14 protein-coding genes and 1 pseudogene are annotated in these 14,908 nt (G+C 64.2%); 9 read left to right on the plus strand and 6 right to left on the minus strand.

The window, feature by feature from the left end; all coding sequences use genetic code 11:
• Window positions 1–53: 53 nt before the first annotated feature.
• Together ACWTU9_RS07370 and ACWTU9_RS07375 are read right to left on the minus strand one after the other, a co-directional pair.
• Entirely contained in the window at window positions 54–1,277 is a 1,224-nt protein-coding gene (locus ACWTU9_RS07370) for an amidohydrolase/deacetylase family metallohydrolase (protein ID WP_455857730.1), read from the minus strand.
• A 78-nt stretch (window positions 1,278–1,355) separates the two neighbouring features.
• Entirely contained in the window at window positions 1,356–1,721 is a 366-nt protein-coding gene (locus tag ACWTU9_RS07375; RefSeq protein ID WP_455857731.1) for a RidA family protein, read from the minus strand.
• Between the two features lie 178 nt (window positions 1,722–1,899).
• Here ACWTU9_RS07375 and ACWTU9_RS07380 point away from each other — a divergent pair, with 178 nt between their 5' ends.
• Window positions 1,900–2,385 (plus strand): hypothetical protein, encoded by a 486-nt coding sequence (locus ACWTU9_RS07380; protein ID WP_455857732.1) that lies wholly within the window; start codon window positions 1,900–1,902, stop codon window positions 2,383–2,385.
• A gap of 26 nt (window positions 2,386–2,411) precedes the next feature.
• On the opposite strand, the gene ACWTU9_RS07385 is transcribed toward ACWTU9_RS07380, so the two are convergent.
• Both ACWTU9_RS07385 and ACWTU9_RS07390 read right to left on the minus strand, forming a co-directional pair.
• Window positions 2,412–2,666, minus strand: a complete 255-nt coding sequence (locus tag ACWTU9_RS07385; protein ID WP_455857733.1) for a DUF982 domain-containing protein — start codon at window positions 2,664–2,666, stop codon at window positions 2,412–2,414.
• A gap of 128 nt (window positions 2,667–2,794) precedes the next feature.
• Window positions 2,795–3,025, minus strand: a complete 231-nt coding sequence (locus ACWTU9_RS07390; protein ID WP_454585969.1) for a hypothetical protein — start codon at window positions 3,023–3,025, stop codon at window positions 2,795–2,797.
• 151 nt (window positions 3,026–3,176) lie between these two features.
• Here ACWTU9_RS07390 and ACWTU9_RS07395 point away from each other — a divergent pair.
• The 3 genes and pseudogenes from ACWTU9_RS07395 (at window position 3,177) to ACWTU9_RS07405 (ending at window position 6,523) form a co-directional block, all read left to right on the plus strand.
• A pseudogene (locus tag ACWTU9_RS07395) lies at window positions 3,177–3,817 on the plus strand (glutathione S-transferase family protein).
• A gap of 138 nt (window positions 3,818–3,955) precedes the next feature.
• Entirely contained in the window at window positions 3,956–5,455 is a 1,500-nt protein-coding gene (locus ACWTU9_RS07400; RefSeq protein ID WP_455857734.1) for a helicase HerA domain-containing protein, read from the plus strand.
• 129 nt (window positions 5,456–5,584) lie between these two features.
• Window positions 5,585–6,523 (plus strand): hypothetical protein, encoded by a 939-nt coding sequence (locus tag ACWTU9_RS07405; RefSeq protein ID WP_455857735.1) that lies wholly within the window; start codon window positions 5,585–5,587, stop codon window positions 6,521–6,523.
• A 74-nt stretch (window positions 6,524–6,597) separates the two neighbouring features.
• Here the strand turns inward: ACWTU9_RS07405 and ACWTU9_RS07410 are convergent, their stop codons facing one another.
• Entirely contained in the window at window positions 6,598–7,041 is a 444-nt protein-coding gene (locus ACWTU9_RS07410) for an SRPBCC family protein (protein ID WP_455857736.1), read from the minus strand.
• Window positions 7,042–7,460: 419 nt separating this feature from the next.
• On the opposite strand from ACWTU9_RS07410, the gene eglC reads away from it, so the two are divergent.
• Genes eglC through ACWTU9_RS07425 form a run of 3 tightly spaced genes read left to right on the plus strand, consistent with a single transcriptional unit; the run spans window position 7,461 to window position 11,981 of the window.
• On the plus strand, window positions 7,461–8,885 hold the full coding sequence (gene eglC / locus ACWTU9_RS07415; protein WP_455857737.1) for an endo-1,3-1,4-beta-glycanase EglC: 1,425 nt from the start codon (window positions 7,461–7,463) through the stop codon (window positions 8,883–8,885).
• Window positions 8,886–10,658, plus strand: coding sequence for a type I secretion system permease/ATPase (locus ACWTU9_RS07420; protein WP_455857738.1), 1,773 nt, complete (start codon window positions 8,886–8,888; stop codon window positions 10,656–10,658).
• A gap of 3 nt (window positions 10,659–10,661) precedes the next feature.
• Entirely contained in the window at window positions 10,662–11,981 is a 1,320-nt protein-coding gene (locus ACWTU9_RS07425; RefSeq protein WP_455857739.1) for an HlyD family type I secretion periplasmic adaptor subunit, read from the plus strand.
• Here ACWTU9_RS07425 and ACWTU9_RS07430 read toward each other — a convergent pair.
• Window positions 11,968–12,957, minus strand: coding sequence for a GlxA family transcriptional regulator (locus ACWTU9_RS07430; protein ID WP_455857740.1), 990 nt, complete (start codon window positions 12,955–12,957; stop codon window positions 11,968–11,970). The two genes, ACWTU9_RS07425 and ACWTU9_RS07430, sit on opposite strands and share 14 nt — an antisense overlap.
• 235 nt (window positions 12,958–13,192) lie before the next feature.
• On the opposite strand from ACWTU9_RS07430, the gene ACWTU9_RS07435 reads away from it, so the two are divergent.
• Window positions 13,193–14,341: an amidohydrolase gene (locus ACWTU9_RS07435; protein ID WP_455857741.1), complete on the plus strand. Its 1,149-nt coding sequence runs from the start codon at window positions 13,193–13,195 to the stop codon at window positions 14,339–14,341.
• Between the two features lie 101 nt (window positions 14,342–14,442).
• Window positions 14,443–14,790: a hypothetical protein gene (locus ACWTU9_RS07440; RefSeq protein ID WP_455857742.1), complete on the plus strand. Its 348-nt coding sequence runs from the start codon at window positions 14,443–14,445 to the stop codon at window positions 14,788–14,790.
• Window positions 14,791–14,908: the final 118 nt, after the last annotated feature.

A 14,908-nucleotide genomic window follows, 5' to 3' on the forward strand; every position in this document is an offset into this window, starting at 1 on the left:
GCGCCCCCCTCTGCCCTGCCGGGCATCTCCCCCACGAGGGGGAGATTGGCCAATCACCGCCCGAAATGCCTTGCCGCCACTTCTACATGCGTATGGCCGGCATGCGGCTCGAACCTCTCGGTCTCGTTGTGATCAGCTGCCTCGTTCGGCCACCAGACACCACCGACGGCGATGCCTTCCGACACCAGCCGCTGATCAGAAACCAGCGCGACCCCGACCGCATCGACGAAAGTGAAACGTCCCTGCCGCAGCCTGAGCACCGCGACATCGCCCGCGCCGCCTACCTTAAGCGTGCCAAGCTCCGGCCTGGCGATCGCCTCAGCCGGGCGTTGCGTCGCCGCTCGCAGCACTTCGATCAGCGGCATGCCAAGCGCCATCAGCTTCGACATGCAGACGAGAATGTCGAAGGCTGGACCGTCGACGCAGTAGAGATGCACGTCGCTCGAGATGACGTCGGGCGCCAGACCCTCTGCCAGCATTGCCTTCGCGACAGCGAAGTCGAACGAGCCCATGCCGTGGCCGATGTCGAAGACGACGCCGCGTTCGCGCGCCAGATACATGTCCGGCCGCACCGCGCCCGAGGCGAAGACCGGCGCGTTGGGGAACGGCCGGAAGCAGTGGGTGAGGATATCGCCGCGGCGCAGGCGCGGCAGCACTTCGGAGCGGCCGGGCGGCGGTTCGTCTATATGCGCCATCAGCGGCAGGCCGGCCTGGTCGGCGGCTTCGAGCGCGAGGTCGACCGGCGCAATGCCGCTGGTGCCGCCGGCATGCTTGCCGGAGCGCACTTTCACGCCAACGACGACATCGGCGTGCTCGCGCACCGCAGCCACCGTCTCGCGCGGTTCGCACAGCCTGAGATCACTGCATTCGCCGACCGAGACCGTCTGCGAAAAGCCGAAAATGCCGGCGAAGGAGATGTTGACATAGGCCAGGATGCGCACCTTCGAGCGCTCGATGACATGGCGGCGAAAGCCGAGGAAATTGCCGGCGCCGGCACTGCCGGCATCGATGAAGGTGGTGGTGCCGCTCTTGGCCGCCAGGCGGTCGGCGTCGACGCCGAGCGAGGTGCCGCCCCAGTAGACATGGCTGTGCAGGTCGATGAGGCCGGGGGTGACGATGCAATCGCGGGCGTCGACGACCTGCGTGGCGTGCTCGGCATCGATGGCCGCCTCGATGGCCGCGACGCGGCCACCCGCGATGGCGACATCACGCACGGCGTCCAGGCCCGAGGCCGGATCGATCAGGCGGCCGCCCTTGATCAGGAGATCGAACTGCATCGGCGCTTGCCTCTTTCTTTTGTTTTGGGGCATGATCTTTCCGAAAACCGGCTACCACTTTTCGGGATCATGCCCCGGCTAAACCGGCCGGTAGGCGACGGCTTCGACCTCGATCTTGATGTCGATCATCAGTCGCGATTCGACCGTGGTGCGGGCCGGCGGATCTTTCGGAAAGTGCCTGGCGTAAACCGCATTGAAAGCACCGAAATCGCGTGCGTCCTCGAGCCAGACCGTGGTCTTGACGACATCGTCCAAGGTGCAGCCGGCCAGCGCCAGTGCCGCCTCAACATTCTGAAGCACCTGCTCCGTCTGTTCCGTAATGCCGCCCTTGACCACGATGCGGTCGGCATCGACCGGCACCTGGCCGGAAATATAGACAAAATCGCCGGCGCGCACCGCCGGCGACAGCGGCACATGCGATGTTCCAAAACACTCTTTGGGCAAGGGAAACTCCTGTTCAAAATGGCGGGCCGCGCCCCGTTTTCGCCGACCGCTCTACGCCTGTCCCCGTGATCCTCATAGGGGCGTTTTGGGAATGCAAGATTTTTCCAGATGCGTGTTGCTTTATCAAAGGACGGCCAGCATCTTGCGCCTCGCATTTTCCCGACAGGAGATTTTTTGAATGACCTTCGACAAGAACCCGTTCCCGGAAGGCGACGCCGATCGTCATGCGCTGTGGGAAATGCTGGTGCGGCGCGACATCGACGCCTTCATCGGCCAGGATTGGTCGATGGTCGAGGACGATTTCATTGAAGAGAGCTTCTTTGGCATGCATGCGCATTTCCTGAGCGATGCCGATGCCTGGCGGCTGCAATTCCCGTCGCTTGGCGTCTATCGCGACGAATGGCTGCGGCAAGCCAAGGAGACGGCGGCGACCAAATTCGCCGAGCCGCTGCGTGAGGCGCTGTTTCGCGTCACCAACATGCGCGACATCGACGTCGACGGCGACCGCGCCGTGCTGCACAAGAAGTTCAATGGTTCAGTGGCCAAGGCCGACGGCAGCGTCGACAGGCTGAAATGGCAGACGCTGTATTTCTGCAGGAAGGTGGCGGGCCGCTGGAAGATCGCCGGCTTCGTCGGCTATATGCCGCATCCCCTCGGGAACTGAGGCACGCCCCTCGCTGTAGGATCGGGTTAGTGCCGGCCCTCGCGCACAAACACGCGCGCTTCCCGAGCGGCGGCGGAAAACGCCCGGCGCGCCGTGCCGACCGCGCGACGCTGCTCCATCGCATCCATCATCGCTTTCAGCGCGGAGCGGTATTTCGGGCCGCGCTGTTCGTCCGGCCACCCGTCGACCAGCAGGGAAGCTGCCTGGACCGTTCCGGTAACGGTCAGACCGCTGCCTTCGCTTTCGATGGTCACTGGAACGTCGAATTGCTCATCACGCATTGACGCTACTCCTGGAACTCAACTCTTTGTTTACGCAATTCCGGACGGAAAACCGCTCACACTTTTCTTGGAATTGCTCTGACTTGAAGACAATCGAAACGGCGCAATCCGCGGTTCGTTCCACAGGGCTAGCGGGAGCGGTGGTCGAACACGACTGCCATGGTCTTACCAATTGCCGCCATGACGATGAGTTCGACCAGATCGTCGTCGCTGTCGATACAGGTGGGATCCATGCGGCGGATGGCGTCCAGCGCCGCCCTTGTCGAGACGGTATCGCCGGCGCGGAATTTGGAAAGCGCAGAGGAAACAAGGTTCTGGGCTGTCAGGTCGATGACAGGTACGCTTGCTTCAACGTTCATTGGCTTCCTCCTGCCAAGAACCCTCTCCCGCAGGAATGATACGCCGAACACCGGCGCACGCCAGCGGAATCGTGGTCCGACCAGATTGCCGAGAGGGCACATTTGCGTGTTTGATAATGTCCAGCCAACAGCGTCCAGGACCAGCCCGGAAATGAAACTGTACTTCAGCCGCAATCCCAATCCGCGCTCGCCGTTGCGACGGCGCGTCATCTGCAGGCCAAGGTCGAGTTTGAGTTCGCGGCACCCATGGCGCCAGGTCAGGCCGAGCGGTTTCGACTGCTCAATCCCACTCTTAGCCTGCCGACACTGGCATGGCCGGGCGGCAGCCTCTGGGAGGCCGACGCCATAGCCTGCCTGCTGTCGCGCGCGGCGAGTTCGGATTTCTGGCGCAGCGGCGACGACCAGCCGGACATGATCCGCTGGCTGAGCTGGGGCAAGGAAAATTTCGTCAGGGCCTGCGACACGGTGCATTTCGAGCGCGGCACCAAGCAGCGCTACGGGATTGGCCCGATCGACCAGGGCAAGGTCGAGGACGGGGTGGCGGAGTTCCGCATTGCGGCAGCGATCCTCGAGGCGGAGCTCGCCCGACGGCAATGGCTGGTGGGCAAGTCGCTTTCCTATGCCGATTTCCGCATGGCGACGTTCCTGCCCTTCAACGATGTCGCGGGCTTGCCGCTGGGTGATTATCCATCTGTCTTCGCCTGGTATCGCCGGCTCGAGTCCATCGACGCCTGGCGCGATCCCTTCGACGGGCTGGAAGCGCCGCATCTGCCGCTGGTGATATCAGCTTGAAGCGCCTTTCCGTGGCGGCAGGCGGTCTGAGGTGTGGCGCTTTCGCAGCATAGGTGTGGAACAGCGGGCCAGTGGCCTTGGCGCGCTCGACGGCTTGCAGTCAGGTTGATAAGCCCTCTCCTCAAGGAGAGTCGTGACATGACCGTAGCCATCGAGATGGGACAGACGACGGCGGGTGCGCCGGCGGCGCTCGACCTTGAGGAACTGCTGGCGACGCGCCTCCTGGTGCAGGGCAATTCCGGCTCCGGCAAATCGCACCTCTTGCGCCGGCTGCTGGAGCAGAGCGCACCCTGGGTGCAGCAGACCATCATCGACCCCGAAGGCGATTTCGTCTCGCTGGGCGACCATTACGGTCATCTGGTCATCGCTGCCGAGGAGCATACCGAGCGCGGCCTGCAGGCGGCCGGCGAGCGGGCGCGCATCCACCGCGTCTCCACCGTGCTCAATCTCGAAGGGCTGGATGCCGAGAACCAGATGCGGCGCGCCGCCGCCTTCCTCGGCGGCCTGTTCGACGTCGCCCGCGAGCATTGGTACCCGATGCTGGTGGTGGTGGACGAGGCGCAGCTGTTCGCGCCGGCGGTGGCCGGCGAGGTGTCCGACGAAGCGCGCAAGCTCTCGCTCGGCGCCATGACCAATCTGATGTGCCGCGGCCGCAAGCGCGGCCTTGCCGGCATCATCGCCACCCAGCGGCTGGCCAAGCTCGCCAAGAATGTCGCGGCGGAAGCCTCCAATTTCCTCATGGGCCGCACCTTCCTCGATATCGACATGGCGCGCGCGGCCGACCTTTTGGGCATGGAGCGGCGGCAGGCGGAGGCGTTTCGCGACCTGGAGCGCGGCCAGTTCATGGCGCTCGGACCGGCGCTGTCGCGCCGTCCGCTCGGCGTGCGCATCGGCCAGACCGAGACCAGTCCGCGCAACGGCACGCCGCGGCTGATGGCGATGCCGGAATCGGCGCTTGAGGACGCCCGCGCGATCATCCTGGCAGCGCCGCCTGAGACGATGCGCGCACCACGCCGGGTGGCGTCACCGGACCTGCTCGACCAGCTGATGGCGGCCAAATCGGCGGCGCTGGATATCCGCCCAGAACCGGCGGAGCCGGCGGTGAGCGCCGAGGATCTGGCGGAGCGGCGTGAGCGCGTCGATCGTGTGCTGCGCGCCATCCTGGCGCAGCCTGATGCGGGTTTTCGCGTTATCGGTGTGCTCTATCAGGAGTTCGTGGTTCGCTGCCGCATCGAAGGCCTCGCCTCGGTGGTGCCGGACCTCTCCGAATTCCGCCGCATGCTGACGCGCGCGCGCGCCGGACTTGGCGCCGATATGGCAGGCGACGATGCCTGGCAAGATGTTTCGGTCCGCGCATCGCTGTTGCCCGAGGACATGCAAGGCGTGTTCATGATGATTGCGCGCGCCGCCAAGGAGGGCTGGCCGTGCCCGAGCGACGCAGCCATCGCGCGTGCCTACGGTTCGCATTCGCTGCGCCGGGCCAGGCGGCTGCTCACCTATATCGAGGAGCAGGGCCTGATCGTCTGCCAGCTCGACGGCACCGGCCGGCGCACGGTGACTCTGGTCGAACTCGCCTGGGCGACGGCGCCTGGCGATCCCAATGCCGTCGAGGCGGAGCAGGGGAGTTTGGCGCTGTAGCCGGGCGTGATTCTGAACAAGATGTGTTTCGCCGATCGGCGCGCGGCGAATTATGATGGGTTTCCGAGAATCGCAGAACGGTTCGGGCGGGAGGGTTGTCCGGTGCGGTTGAAATCTCTGGCTGTTTTCATGCTAGGCATCATCGCCGTTGCCGGCATCGCCTTGACGGTGTCGGCCCGGTCCTTTGCCGCCTCCCCCGATATTCCGGCCTGGCTTCAGGCCCATGTCGGCGATGGCGATGGCGAGATTTCGCAGGTGGTGCTGGAACGGGCACGCGCGCTTTATCAGAAGAAGGTCGCGCAGGGCGCGGTCAGGAACGCCTGCTATTTCGCCATGGACGCGACGCGGCCCGGAGATCTCGGCAATGGCGTGCTCGGGCGCCGCTACTACGTGATCTGCGAAGCCAAACAGTCGTTCCGCGCGATTTCGTCAGGGCATGGCGGCGGCCGCAATCTCAAGGGCGTGGTCGATTTCTCCAACGGGAAACGCTGCGCGAAAAACTTCGGCAATGCCTTGGACTCGTCCTTGACGACCGGCGGCGCCTATATGACCTCCGAGGCAAAGACCTCGTTCAAGGGTTTTTACCGCGTCGGCGCAAAAAAGGATCAGGCGCTTATGCGCACCTTCATCCAGTTCGATGGCGAGGGCGAGACGGCGAATGCCAGGCAGCGTGTGATCGGCGGCCACGCGGCGCGGCTGCTGAAGGGAATGTGCCTGCGCAAGAACCCGAACAGCTCATACGCGGACCATGACGGTTACGTGGCGTACGGCAAGCTCGTCGACTATGCCGGAGGCCGCAGCAATGGCTGCACCAGCTGGTCGCCGACCGATGCCGATCAGATCATTTCGATGGTGAAGGGTAATCCGACGACGCTCTACATCTACCCGGAATCGCGCGACATCGCCGCTGTTGGGAAAGCCGGCGCCTATTGGAACGCGTCCTGCCTGAAGGAGATCGGCAAGCCGAAATTCTGGCCGCGCAAGAGCCTCGAGCCGATCATCGCACAATACAAGAAGGACAATCCGCCACCGCCACCGCAGCCGCTGCCGATCTGCACCGGATCGTGAGGCAATGACCACTCGGCTCGGCATTGTCGGCGGCGCGGGCTGGCCGCGCCGCCATCGATTGCGATGGGTGGGCTCTACTGGTTGATCTCAGGCTCGACGAGCTTTGCCAGGTTGCGCAGCGATTCCTGCCAGCCGAGATAGCAGGCCTCGGCCGGAATGAGGTCGGGAATGCCTGCCTGCGTGATGTCGAGCTCCGTGCCGACAGAGACTTTCTTCAAGATCACGGTCACTTCGATCTGGCCGGGCAGGTTGGGATCGTCGAACCTGTCGGTGTAGCGCAGGCGCTCGCCGGGGACGAGTTCGAGATATTCGCCGCCGAAGGAATGGCTGCCGCCCGTGGTGAAGTTGCGGAAGGACATCTTGAAGGCGCCGCCGACTTTCGCGTCGAAGCTGTGCACCGTGCAGGTGAAGCCGTTCGGCGGCAGCCATTTCGCCAGCGCATCCGCCTCGGTGAATGCGCGGTAGACCTTTTCCGGGCTGGTCGCCAGAACGCGGTGCAAACGTACAGTGCTTGGCATGTCTTCGGTATCCTCTGCGGTTTCGTTGGTCGATGCCCCAAGGACGGGTGGACTTCACCCGGTCCGACATCGCCTGTCAAATTTTTGGGCCCTTGGCTGCGGCCTTCCGTCCCGCAATTTTCGAACCGCCGCTTTGGGCGGGCAGTCGCGTCGCGAACGAATTGCATGCATCATCGACAATCTGCCTAAACTTTCGGCATAAGTTTCGCAATATTTATTAAAATCTGTAAAGTCTCGCCTTTAAATTGTATTAGGATCAGCTTATTAGCTTCGCCATGATCTATTAAATGGTGTGCGACGATCTTCTTTGTGTACTATAGGATGATTCCCTGGAACGATGGATCAATTTAAAAGTTGATCCGAAGTGGTCGCTCGGAGATTGTCGAGCAATCAAGGCAGCACGTGCAAGGAGTGTCCGAATGAGCACCGTTCTGAACGCCAAAGGCATTCCGCTTCCCTACACCGGCGCTTCCACCCACTGGTTTTCGGCGACCGGGGGCGGGCCGCAACTCTACGGCACCTCGGGCAACGATTCCTTCTGGGGCGATACCAGCGTCAGGGTCACCATGTATGGCGGTGCGGGCGACGACTATTACCATCTCTATTCGACGATCAACAAAGCGGTCGAGCTGCCCGGCGAGGGTATCGACACGATCGACACCTGGATGAGCTACAAGCTCCCCGACAATTTCGAGAACCTCGTCGTCACCGGCGCCAATCACTACGCGTTCGGAAATTCGCTCGACAACATCATCAAAGGCGGCACCAGCAGCCAGACGTTCGACGGCGGCCTGGGCAACGACGTACTGATCGGGGGCGGCGGCGCTGACACCTTCATCATCACCAAGGGCCACGGCAGCGACCTGATCACCGATTTCGGCGCGGACGACACCATTCGCCTCAATGGCTACGACTTCATGTCGTTCGACGCCGTCAAGGCGCACATGATGCAGGCGGGAGCGAACGTTGCGCTGACCCTCGGATCCGACGAGGTGCTGGTGTTCAACAACACCACCATCGACAAGCTGCAGCCCGGCCAGTTCGAACTGCCGATCGACAAGTCCGGCATGACGCTGTCATTCTCCGACGACTTCAACACGCTGAGCCTTCACAATAGCCAAGGCGGCACGTGGGACACCAACTTCTGGTGGGGCGCGCCGAACGGCAGCACGTTGACCCAGAACAACGAGCTGCAGTGGTATATCGACGCCAATTACGCGCCAACGAGTTCGGTCCACCCGCTCAGTGTGGCAAACGGCGTGCTTACCATCACCGCGGCGCAGGCGCCGGCGGACATCAAGCCGCTGATCAACAACTACGAATACACCTCCGGGCTCCTGACCACACACGACTCCTTCTCGCAGACCTATGGCTATTTCGAAATGCGGGCCGACCTGCCCGAAAACACCGGGGCCTGGCCGGCTTTCTGGCTGCTGCCGGAAGACGGCTCCTGGCCGCCGGAGCTGGACGTCGTGGAAATGTACGGCCAGAACCCGAACCAGCTTCTGATGACCGCGCACACGAATCAGACGGGGCAGCACACGACGGTCTCATCGACGGTGAATGTCTCGGACACCGCCGGCTTCCACACCTATGGCCTGCTGTGGACACCGGACGAGCTGGTGTGGACCTATGATGGCGTAAAGGTCGCCGAAGCGGCGACGCCGTCCGACATGCACAGCCCCATGTACATGCTGGTCGATCTCGCGGTCGGCGGTCAAGCCGGCGCGCCGCCGGACCATCTCGCGACGCCAGCACAGATGAAGATCGACTATATCCACGCCTATACACTGGACGATGTGCAGCAGAGCCATCTGAGCGCAACAGGCGAGCACGCGGTCTAGATGTCGCGGGAACGCTCGCCGCTCAGGGATGCGGCCATCCGGCCCGGCCTGCGCCCGGTCTTCTTGCGCGCTGTCGCCGATATCGGCGTCTTCTCGTTACTGATCAACATCCTGCTTCTGGTCATCCCGCTCTATCTGCTGCAGGTCTATGACCGGGTGCTGCCCTCCTCCAGCGTCGAGACGCTGCTTTATCTCTCGGCCATGGCGGTTGTCGCGCTCGCCTTCCTCGGCCTGCTGGATGCGGTCCGCGCCATCTACGCGCAGCGTGTTGCGGCTACCGTCGACCAGAAACTGGGTGCGCGGACGTTCGCTGTCTCGCTTGGCGCCAGATATGCCGGCAGCGCGCTGTCGCCGCTGAACGACCTTGCTACGGCCTGCGCCTTCATCAGGTCGCGTGGCGTGGCGGTGCTGTTCGACCTGCCGTTTGCGCCCGTCTTCCTCGCCTTGCTCTATTTCATCCATCCCGTGCTGTTCTGGCTGACGCTCGCAGGCGCCGTGCTTCTGTTTCTCCTGGTCGTGGCCAACCAGCTTGCCATCGGCAGGAATGATGCGATGTCGGCGGAGCGCTCTGCCGTGGCCAGCCAGGCGGAGCAGGCTTTTGCCCGCAACACCGACACGCTGCGCGCCATGGGCATGGTGCAGAACGCGGCCGCGGTTTGGGGGCAGCACGTCGCCGAAGCACTGACCCTGCACGACCGTTCCGGAAGTGCCAACGCCATCTTCAGCGCGACATCGCGGTCGCTGCGCATGATGCTGCAGCTGGCGATCCTCGGCGCCGGCGCGTGGCTGGTGCTGCAGGGGCAGATGACTGCCGGCATGATCTTCGCGTCCTCGCTGGTGTCGTCGCGCGCGCTGCAGCCGCTCGACCAGCTGATCGGATCCTGGCGGCAGATCGTCGACACCAGGCGATGCTGGAAGCGGCTGGACACCGCGCTTGCCGCGCAACCGGCGCAGGCGCGCAAGCTCGCTTTGCCCGATCCGTCCGGCGCGATTTCGATGCAGGATGTTTTCTTCATCGCGCCGAATGCGGCTTTCGGCACGGAGCCCATCCTCAAGCGGCTGAATTTTGCCATCGGCGCCGGCGAAGCGGTGGCGATCGTCGGCCCGAGCGGCGCTGGCAAATCGACGCTGGCGAAATTGCTTGTCGGCGCATCGCAGCCGACCGGCGGCGCGGTCAGGATCGACGGCGCCGATCTGAGGAGCTGGGACGAAACCCAGCTTGGCAGGCATATGGGCTATCTCCCGCAGGAGGTGGAGCTTTTCCCGGGATCGATCGCGCAAAACGTCGCCCGCTTCGACCCCGTTGCCGATGACGCCGCGATCGTCGAAGCAGCCAGGCGTGCCGAGGCGCATGGGCTGGTGCTTACGCTGCGCGACGGCTATCAGACCATGATCGGCCCGTCGTACACCGTGCTGTCGGGTGGCGAGCGGCAGCGGGTCGGGCTGGCGCGCGCCTTCTACGGCAATCCCCGCATTCTGGTGCTGGACGAGCCCAACGCCCATCTCGACGGTAGCGGCGAAGCGGCGCTCGAAGCAATGTTGTCAGCCGCGCGCGGCGCTGGCGTCACGGCGCTGGTGATCACGCATCGCCCTTCAATCGCCGCGGCCTGCGACCGCGTGATGGTGCTGCGCAACGGCGCGATCGAAGCCTTCGGCCCCGCGAGCGAGGTGCTGCGGCAACCCACGGTCGACAAGGGCGTCGCCGGGAGCGCGGTGGTGACAGGCTCATTCGTGCCGACCGTCCGCCCGCACAGCGTTCGCTTCGGGTCATAGACGATGACTGAGCAGAGCCTTGCCCTCGAAAGCCGACCGCGCACCGACTTCCGGCGCACGGCCGTTGTCGGTTACGCGGCCATAGCGCTCTTCGCCGGCTGCTTCGGTTATTGGGCGGCGAGCGCGCCGCTCTCCGGCGCTGTGATCACGTCCGGCACGATCTCGGCAACGGGCGGCAACATCCTCATCCAGCACCCCGAGGGCGGCATCATCGAGCGGTTGCTGGTGCATGAGGGCGACCGCGTGCAACAAGGCGAACCGCTGGTCCTCCTCGACCGCACGGCCGCCGAGACCGATCTCAACCGGCTGACCAGACAGTCGATCGCGCTCAGGGCGAGCGCGGCGCGGCTGGAAGCGGAGCGCGACGGATCGGACAGGCTGGCGCCGATCGCCGAGGCGGCCCCCGCGCCGTTCCAGAGCGATTTCGACAATCTCGTGCACGAACAGCAGAAGGAGTTCGATGCCAGGCTCGCCCGGTTCCGGTCCGAGCAGTCTATCCTGGCGCAGCGCGTCGCCATGCATCGCGAGTCGGCGCTGGGCTTAGACGCGCAGAAACTGGCCATCCAGCAGCAGGCCGCCATTGTGAAGAAGGAACTCGGCATCAAGACCGGGCTGCTCGACAAGGGCCTCACCAACCGCAGCGAATATTCGCAGCTTTTGCGCAGCGAGGCCGATCTGGTCGGCCAGGCCGGCGCGCTGGAGGCGGACCTGGCGGCGACCAGGACACAGATCGTCGAGGCTCAGGCGCAGGTCGAGCGCGCGACCACGCAACGCGTCGAAGAGGCGCTCACCAAGCTCGACGAGGTTCGCACCAATCTGGCCGACATCGGCGAACAGATTACAGCGGCTGAAGCGGTGCTGAAGCGCACGACTATCAAGGCGCCGGCAGCCGGCATCGTGGTGTCGTCGACCTATAATTCCAGGGGCAGCGTGATTGCGCCCGGGCAGAAGATCATGGAAATCCTGCCCACCGCGCCGGGCCTCATCGTCGACGCGAAGCTGCGGCCGAGGGACGTGGATCTGGTTCGCGTCGGCCAGCCGGCGAAGCTCAGACTGTCGGCCCTGAACGCGCGCCTCACCCCCGAGGTCCCGGCGACGGTGACCCAAATTTCCGCCGACCGGCTGATCGATGAAACCACGCATGAGGCGTATTTCCGCGCCAGGCTGAAGATCACGGACAAGCTGCCGCAGGGCGTGAAAGTCGGGCAGCTTTACCCGGGAACGCCGGTCGAGGCGTTTATCAGCACCGGCGACCGGACCTTCTTCGAATATCTGGCACGGCCGATGCTCGATTCGTTCGCACGGGCGTTCACGGAGCGATAGGCGGCGGCGCCCCGCCAGCCGCGCGGCCCGGATGCCTGAGGTGGGTTGGCGTGATGCCGGTCTGCTGGCGGAAGACGCGGCTGAAATGGCCGGCATTGGGAAAGCCGCAGCGGTAGGCGATGTCGCCGATCTGCAGGTCGCTTGCCTCCAGCAATGATTTCGCATGATGGACGCGCAGCGCAAGATAGGCCGCCATCGGGCCGATGCCCAGCTCGGCGCCGAACAGGCGCTCGAGCTGGCGCCGCGACAAATTCAGGCGGCTCGCGATCTCGGTGACCGACAGCGTCTCCTGGAGGTTGCTTTCCATCAGGAGCAAGGCCCGCTTCACCGCGCGGCTTGATGCTGCGGGAAAGAGGTCGCCGACGGGCTGTACGTCCCGGCTCGAGCGGATGCGGTCGAGCACGAGGATCTTGGCGGCTTTTTCCGCCGCCTTGCGGCCAATGAACTGCGAGACGAAATGGCCGGCGAGGTCGGCTGCACCCGTGCCGCCGGCGCAGGTCGAGCGGCCGCGATCGACCGAAAACAAGCTGTCGGCATGGGCGTTCACGTCAGGGAACTGGCTGCGGAAATCCTTGATGTGGAACCAGCTGACGGCCGCGGCGTAGCCATCGAGCAAGCCATAGCGCGCGAGCACGAAGCTGCCCGTGCAGAGCGCCGTCAGCGGCACGCCCTTTTGGGCGGCGCGAAGCAGGAAGGCCTCCTTTTCGGAGCTGAGAATGCGGTTGGTGTCGAGCAGGCCGCCGACCACGACGACATTGTCGAAATCCTCCGGATTGCCGATGGCCTTTGTCGGCAGCAATTCGACGCCGCAGCTCGCCCGGATCGGCAGGCCGCGTTCGCCGACGATCTCCCAGTCGAACTCGATCCTGCGGCTGCGGTCGCCCTCATCGCCTGCCAGACGCAGCGTGTCGATGAACAGCGACAGCGGCGACAGGGTGAAATCGCGAACCAAGAGAAACGCAAACCGCCTGGCCATTGTTGTTCCGGAACTGCCCTCGACTGGATTTGGATATTGTCGCTGATATCTACGGTTTGGCACAGGCGTGCGCGTCATACTCGTCAGGAGCGGCCGCGGGATGTCGGAGATGAGATTGATGACCGCAGCGCTACGATGACATACGGATGGACTAGCGGAATTGATCGACATGGCACGGCGCGAGAAAAACCCTATCGTGTTTGTGTGATCTGTAGCGCCAGCGGAGCGGAAAATCATGACCCTGACCAACCGAGACATCATCGAGCTGACGGCATGGCGCCGCAAGCTGCATCAGCAGCCGGAAATTTCGAACGAAGAGGAAAAGACCGCCAGGGAGGTCATCGCTTTCCTCGCCGATACGGCGCCGGACAAGGTGCTGACCGGTCTCGGCGGCCATGGCGTGGCGGCGGTCTATGACAGCGGAAAGGCAGGGCCGACGGTGCTGTTCCGCTCGGAGCTCGACGCGCTGCCGATCGAGGAGCTTTCGGGCGTCGACCATGCCTCGCAGATATCAGGAAAATCGCATATGTGCGGCCATGACGGCCATACCGCGATCCTCGCCGCACTCGGCCGCCAGCTTGGGCGCGAAAGGCCGGCGCGCGGCCGCGTCGTCTTGATGTTCCAGCCGGCGGAGGAGACCGGCAATGGCGCGGCCGGCGTCGTCGCCGATCCGCGCTTTGGCGAGATCGCCCCGGATTTTGCCTTCTCGCTGCACAATATGCCCGGCGTGCCGTTCGGTGAGGTCCGCCTCAGGGAAGGCGTGGTCAACTGCGCCTCGCGCGGCATCCGCATCGTTCTGGAAGGCAAGACCGCGCATTCGTCCATGCCCGAAACTGGCGTCTCGCCAATGCTGGCGGTCAGTGCACTGATGCCACTTCTGCCCGCACTCGGACGCGGCACTTTTGCCGATGACGATTTCAGCATGGTGACCGTCACCCATGCCACGATGGGCGAGGCCGTGTTCGGCATCGCGCCCGGTCATGCCGAGGTGTGGGCGACGCTGCGCACAAGGCGCGACGAGCGCATGGCGGAGCTGGTCAGTGCCGCGGAAGCGCTGGCCGCCAGGATCGCCGGCGAGCATCGCCTGTCGGTCCGCTGCGACTACCACGAGATCTTCGTCGCCAGCGTCAATGCGCCGGATGCGGTGGAGCATCTGAACCGCGCGTTGGACGAAGAAGGTGTCGCGCGCAGCGAGGAAGCCCTGCCGATGCGCGCTTCGGAAGACTTTGGCATTTTCGGCCACAAGGCCAGGTCGGCGATGTTCTTCCTCGGCGCCGGCGAGCGCACCCCTTCGCTGCACAATCCCGACTATGACTTTCCAGACGATCTGATCCCGATCGGCTCGCGCATCTTCATGCGCGCGGCGCGCAACCTTTTGGGCTGAGCGGCTGTGCGAAATCCGCATCCTGAAGCTGCCTTTTTGCGGCTCGAATCATCCTGTAGTCGCCGTCCTAAATTAGGAGGGGCTTGCGAATGAGGATTGCAATGGTTGTCGCGTTGACCGCGGCAGTGGCGGGATGCGTCAGTTCTCCGGCCCAGTACGGCGCGTCGCTTTCGCCGCAGGATCCGAAATGGGCGACGCCGGAATGTCAGCGGGCCCGCACCGATGCCATGAATTACGACCAGCGCGAGAAGGGGCAGCCGGGATGGGGCTTCGGCGTGCTGCTTGGGCCGTACAGCATGGGCCTCGTCGCGGCGGCAAAGGAGCATCAGCAGCAGCAGCGAAGGCTGATTGCCCGCCAGGTGCATCTGCAGTGCTCGAGCCTACCACTGCCGAAGGACCTGGACTTCGATCCGCAAATCTACGCGCCAAAGCCAGCGAAATATCCGTAGGGCGGGCGCCTCCTCCTAGCCGGCGCAATCTCATAAGTCAGCGCCTGCCCCCCACTCCGTCTCGGCTTCGCCGAGCCACCTCTACCCCCATGTACATGGGGGAGAGGAAAGCCGAGCT

The sequence above is a fragment of the Mesorhizobium sp. 128a genome (assembly GCF_053848025.1).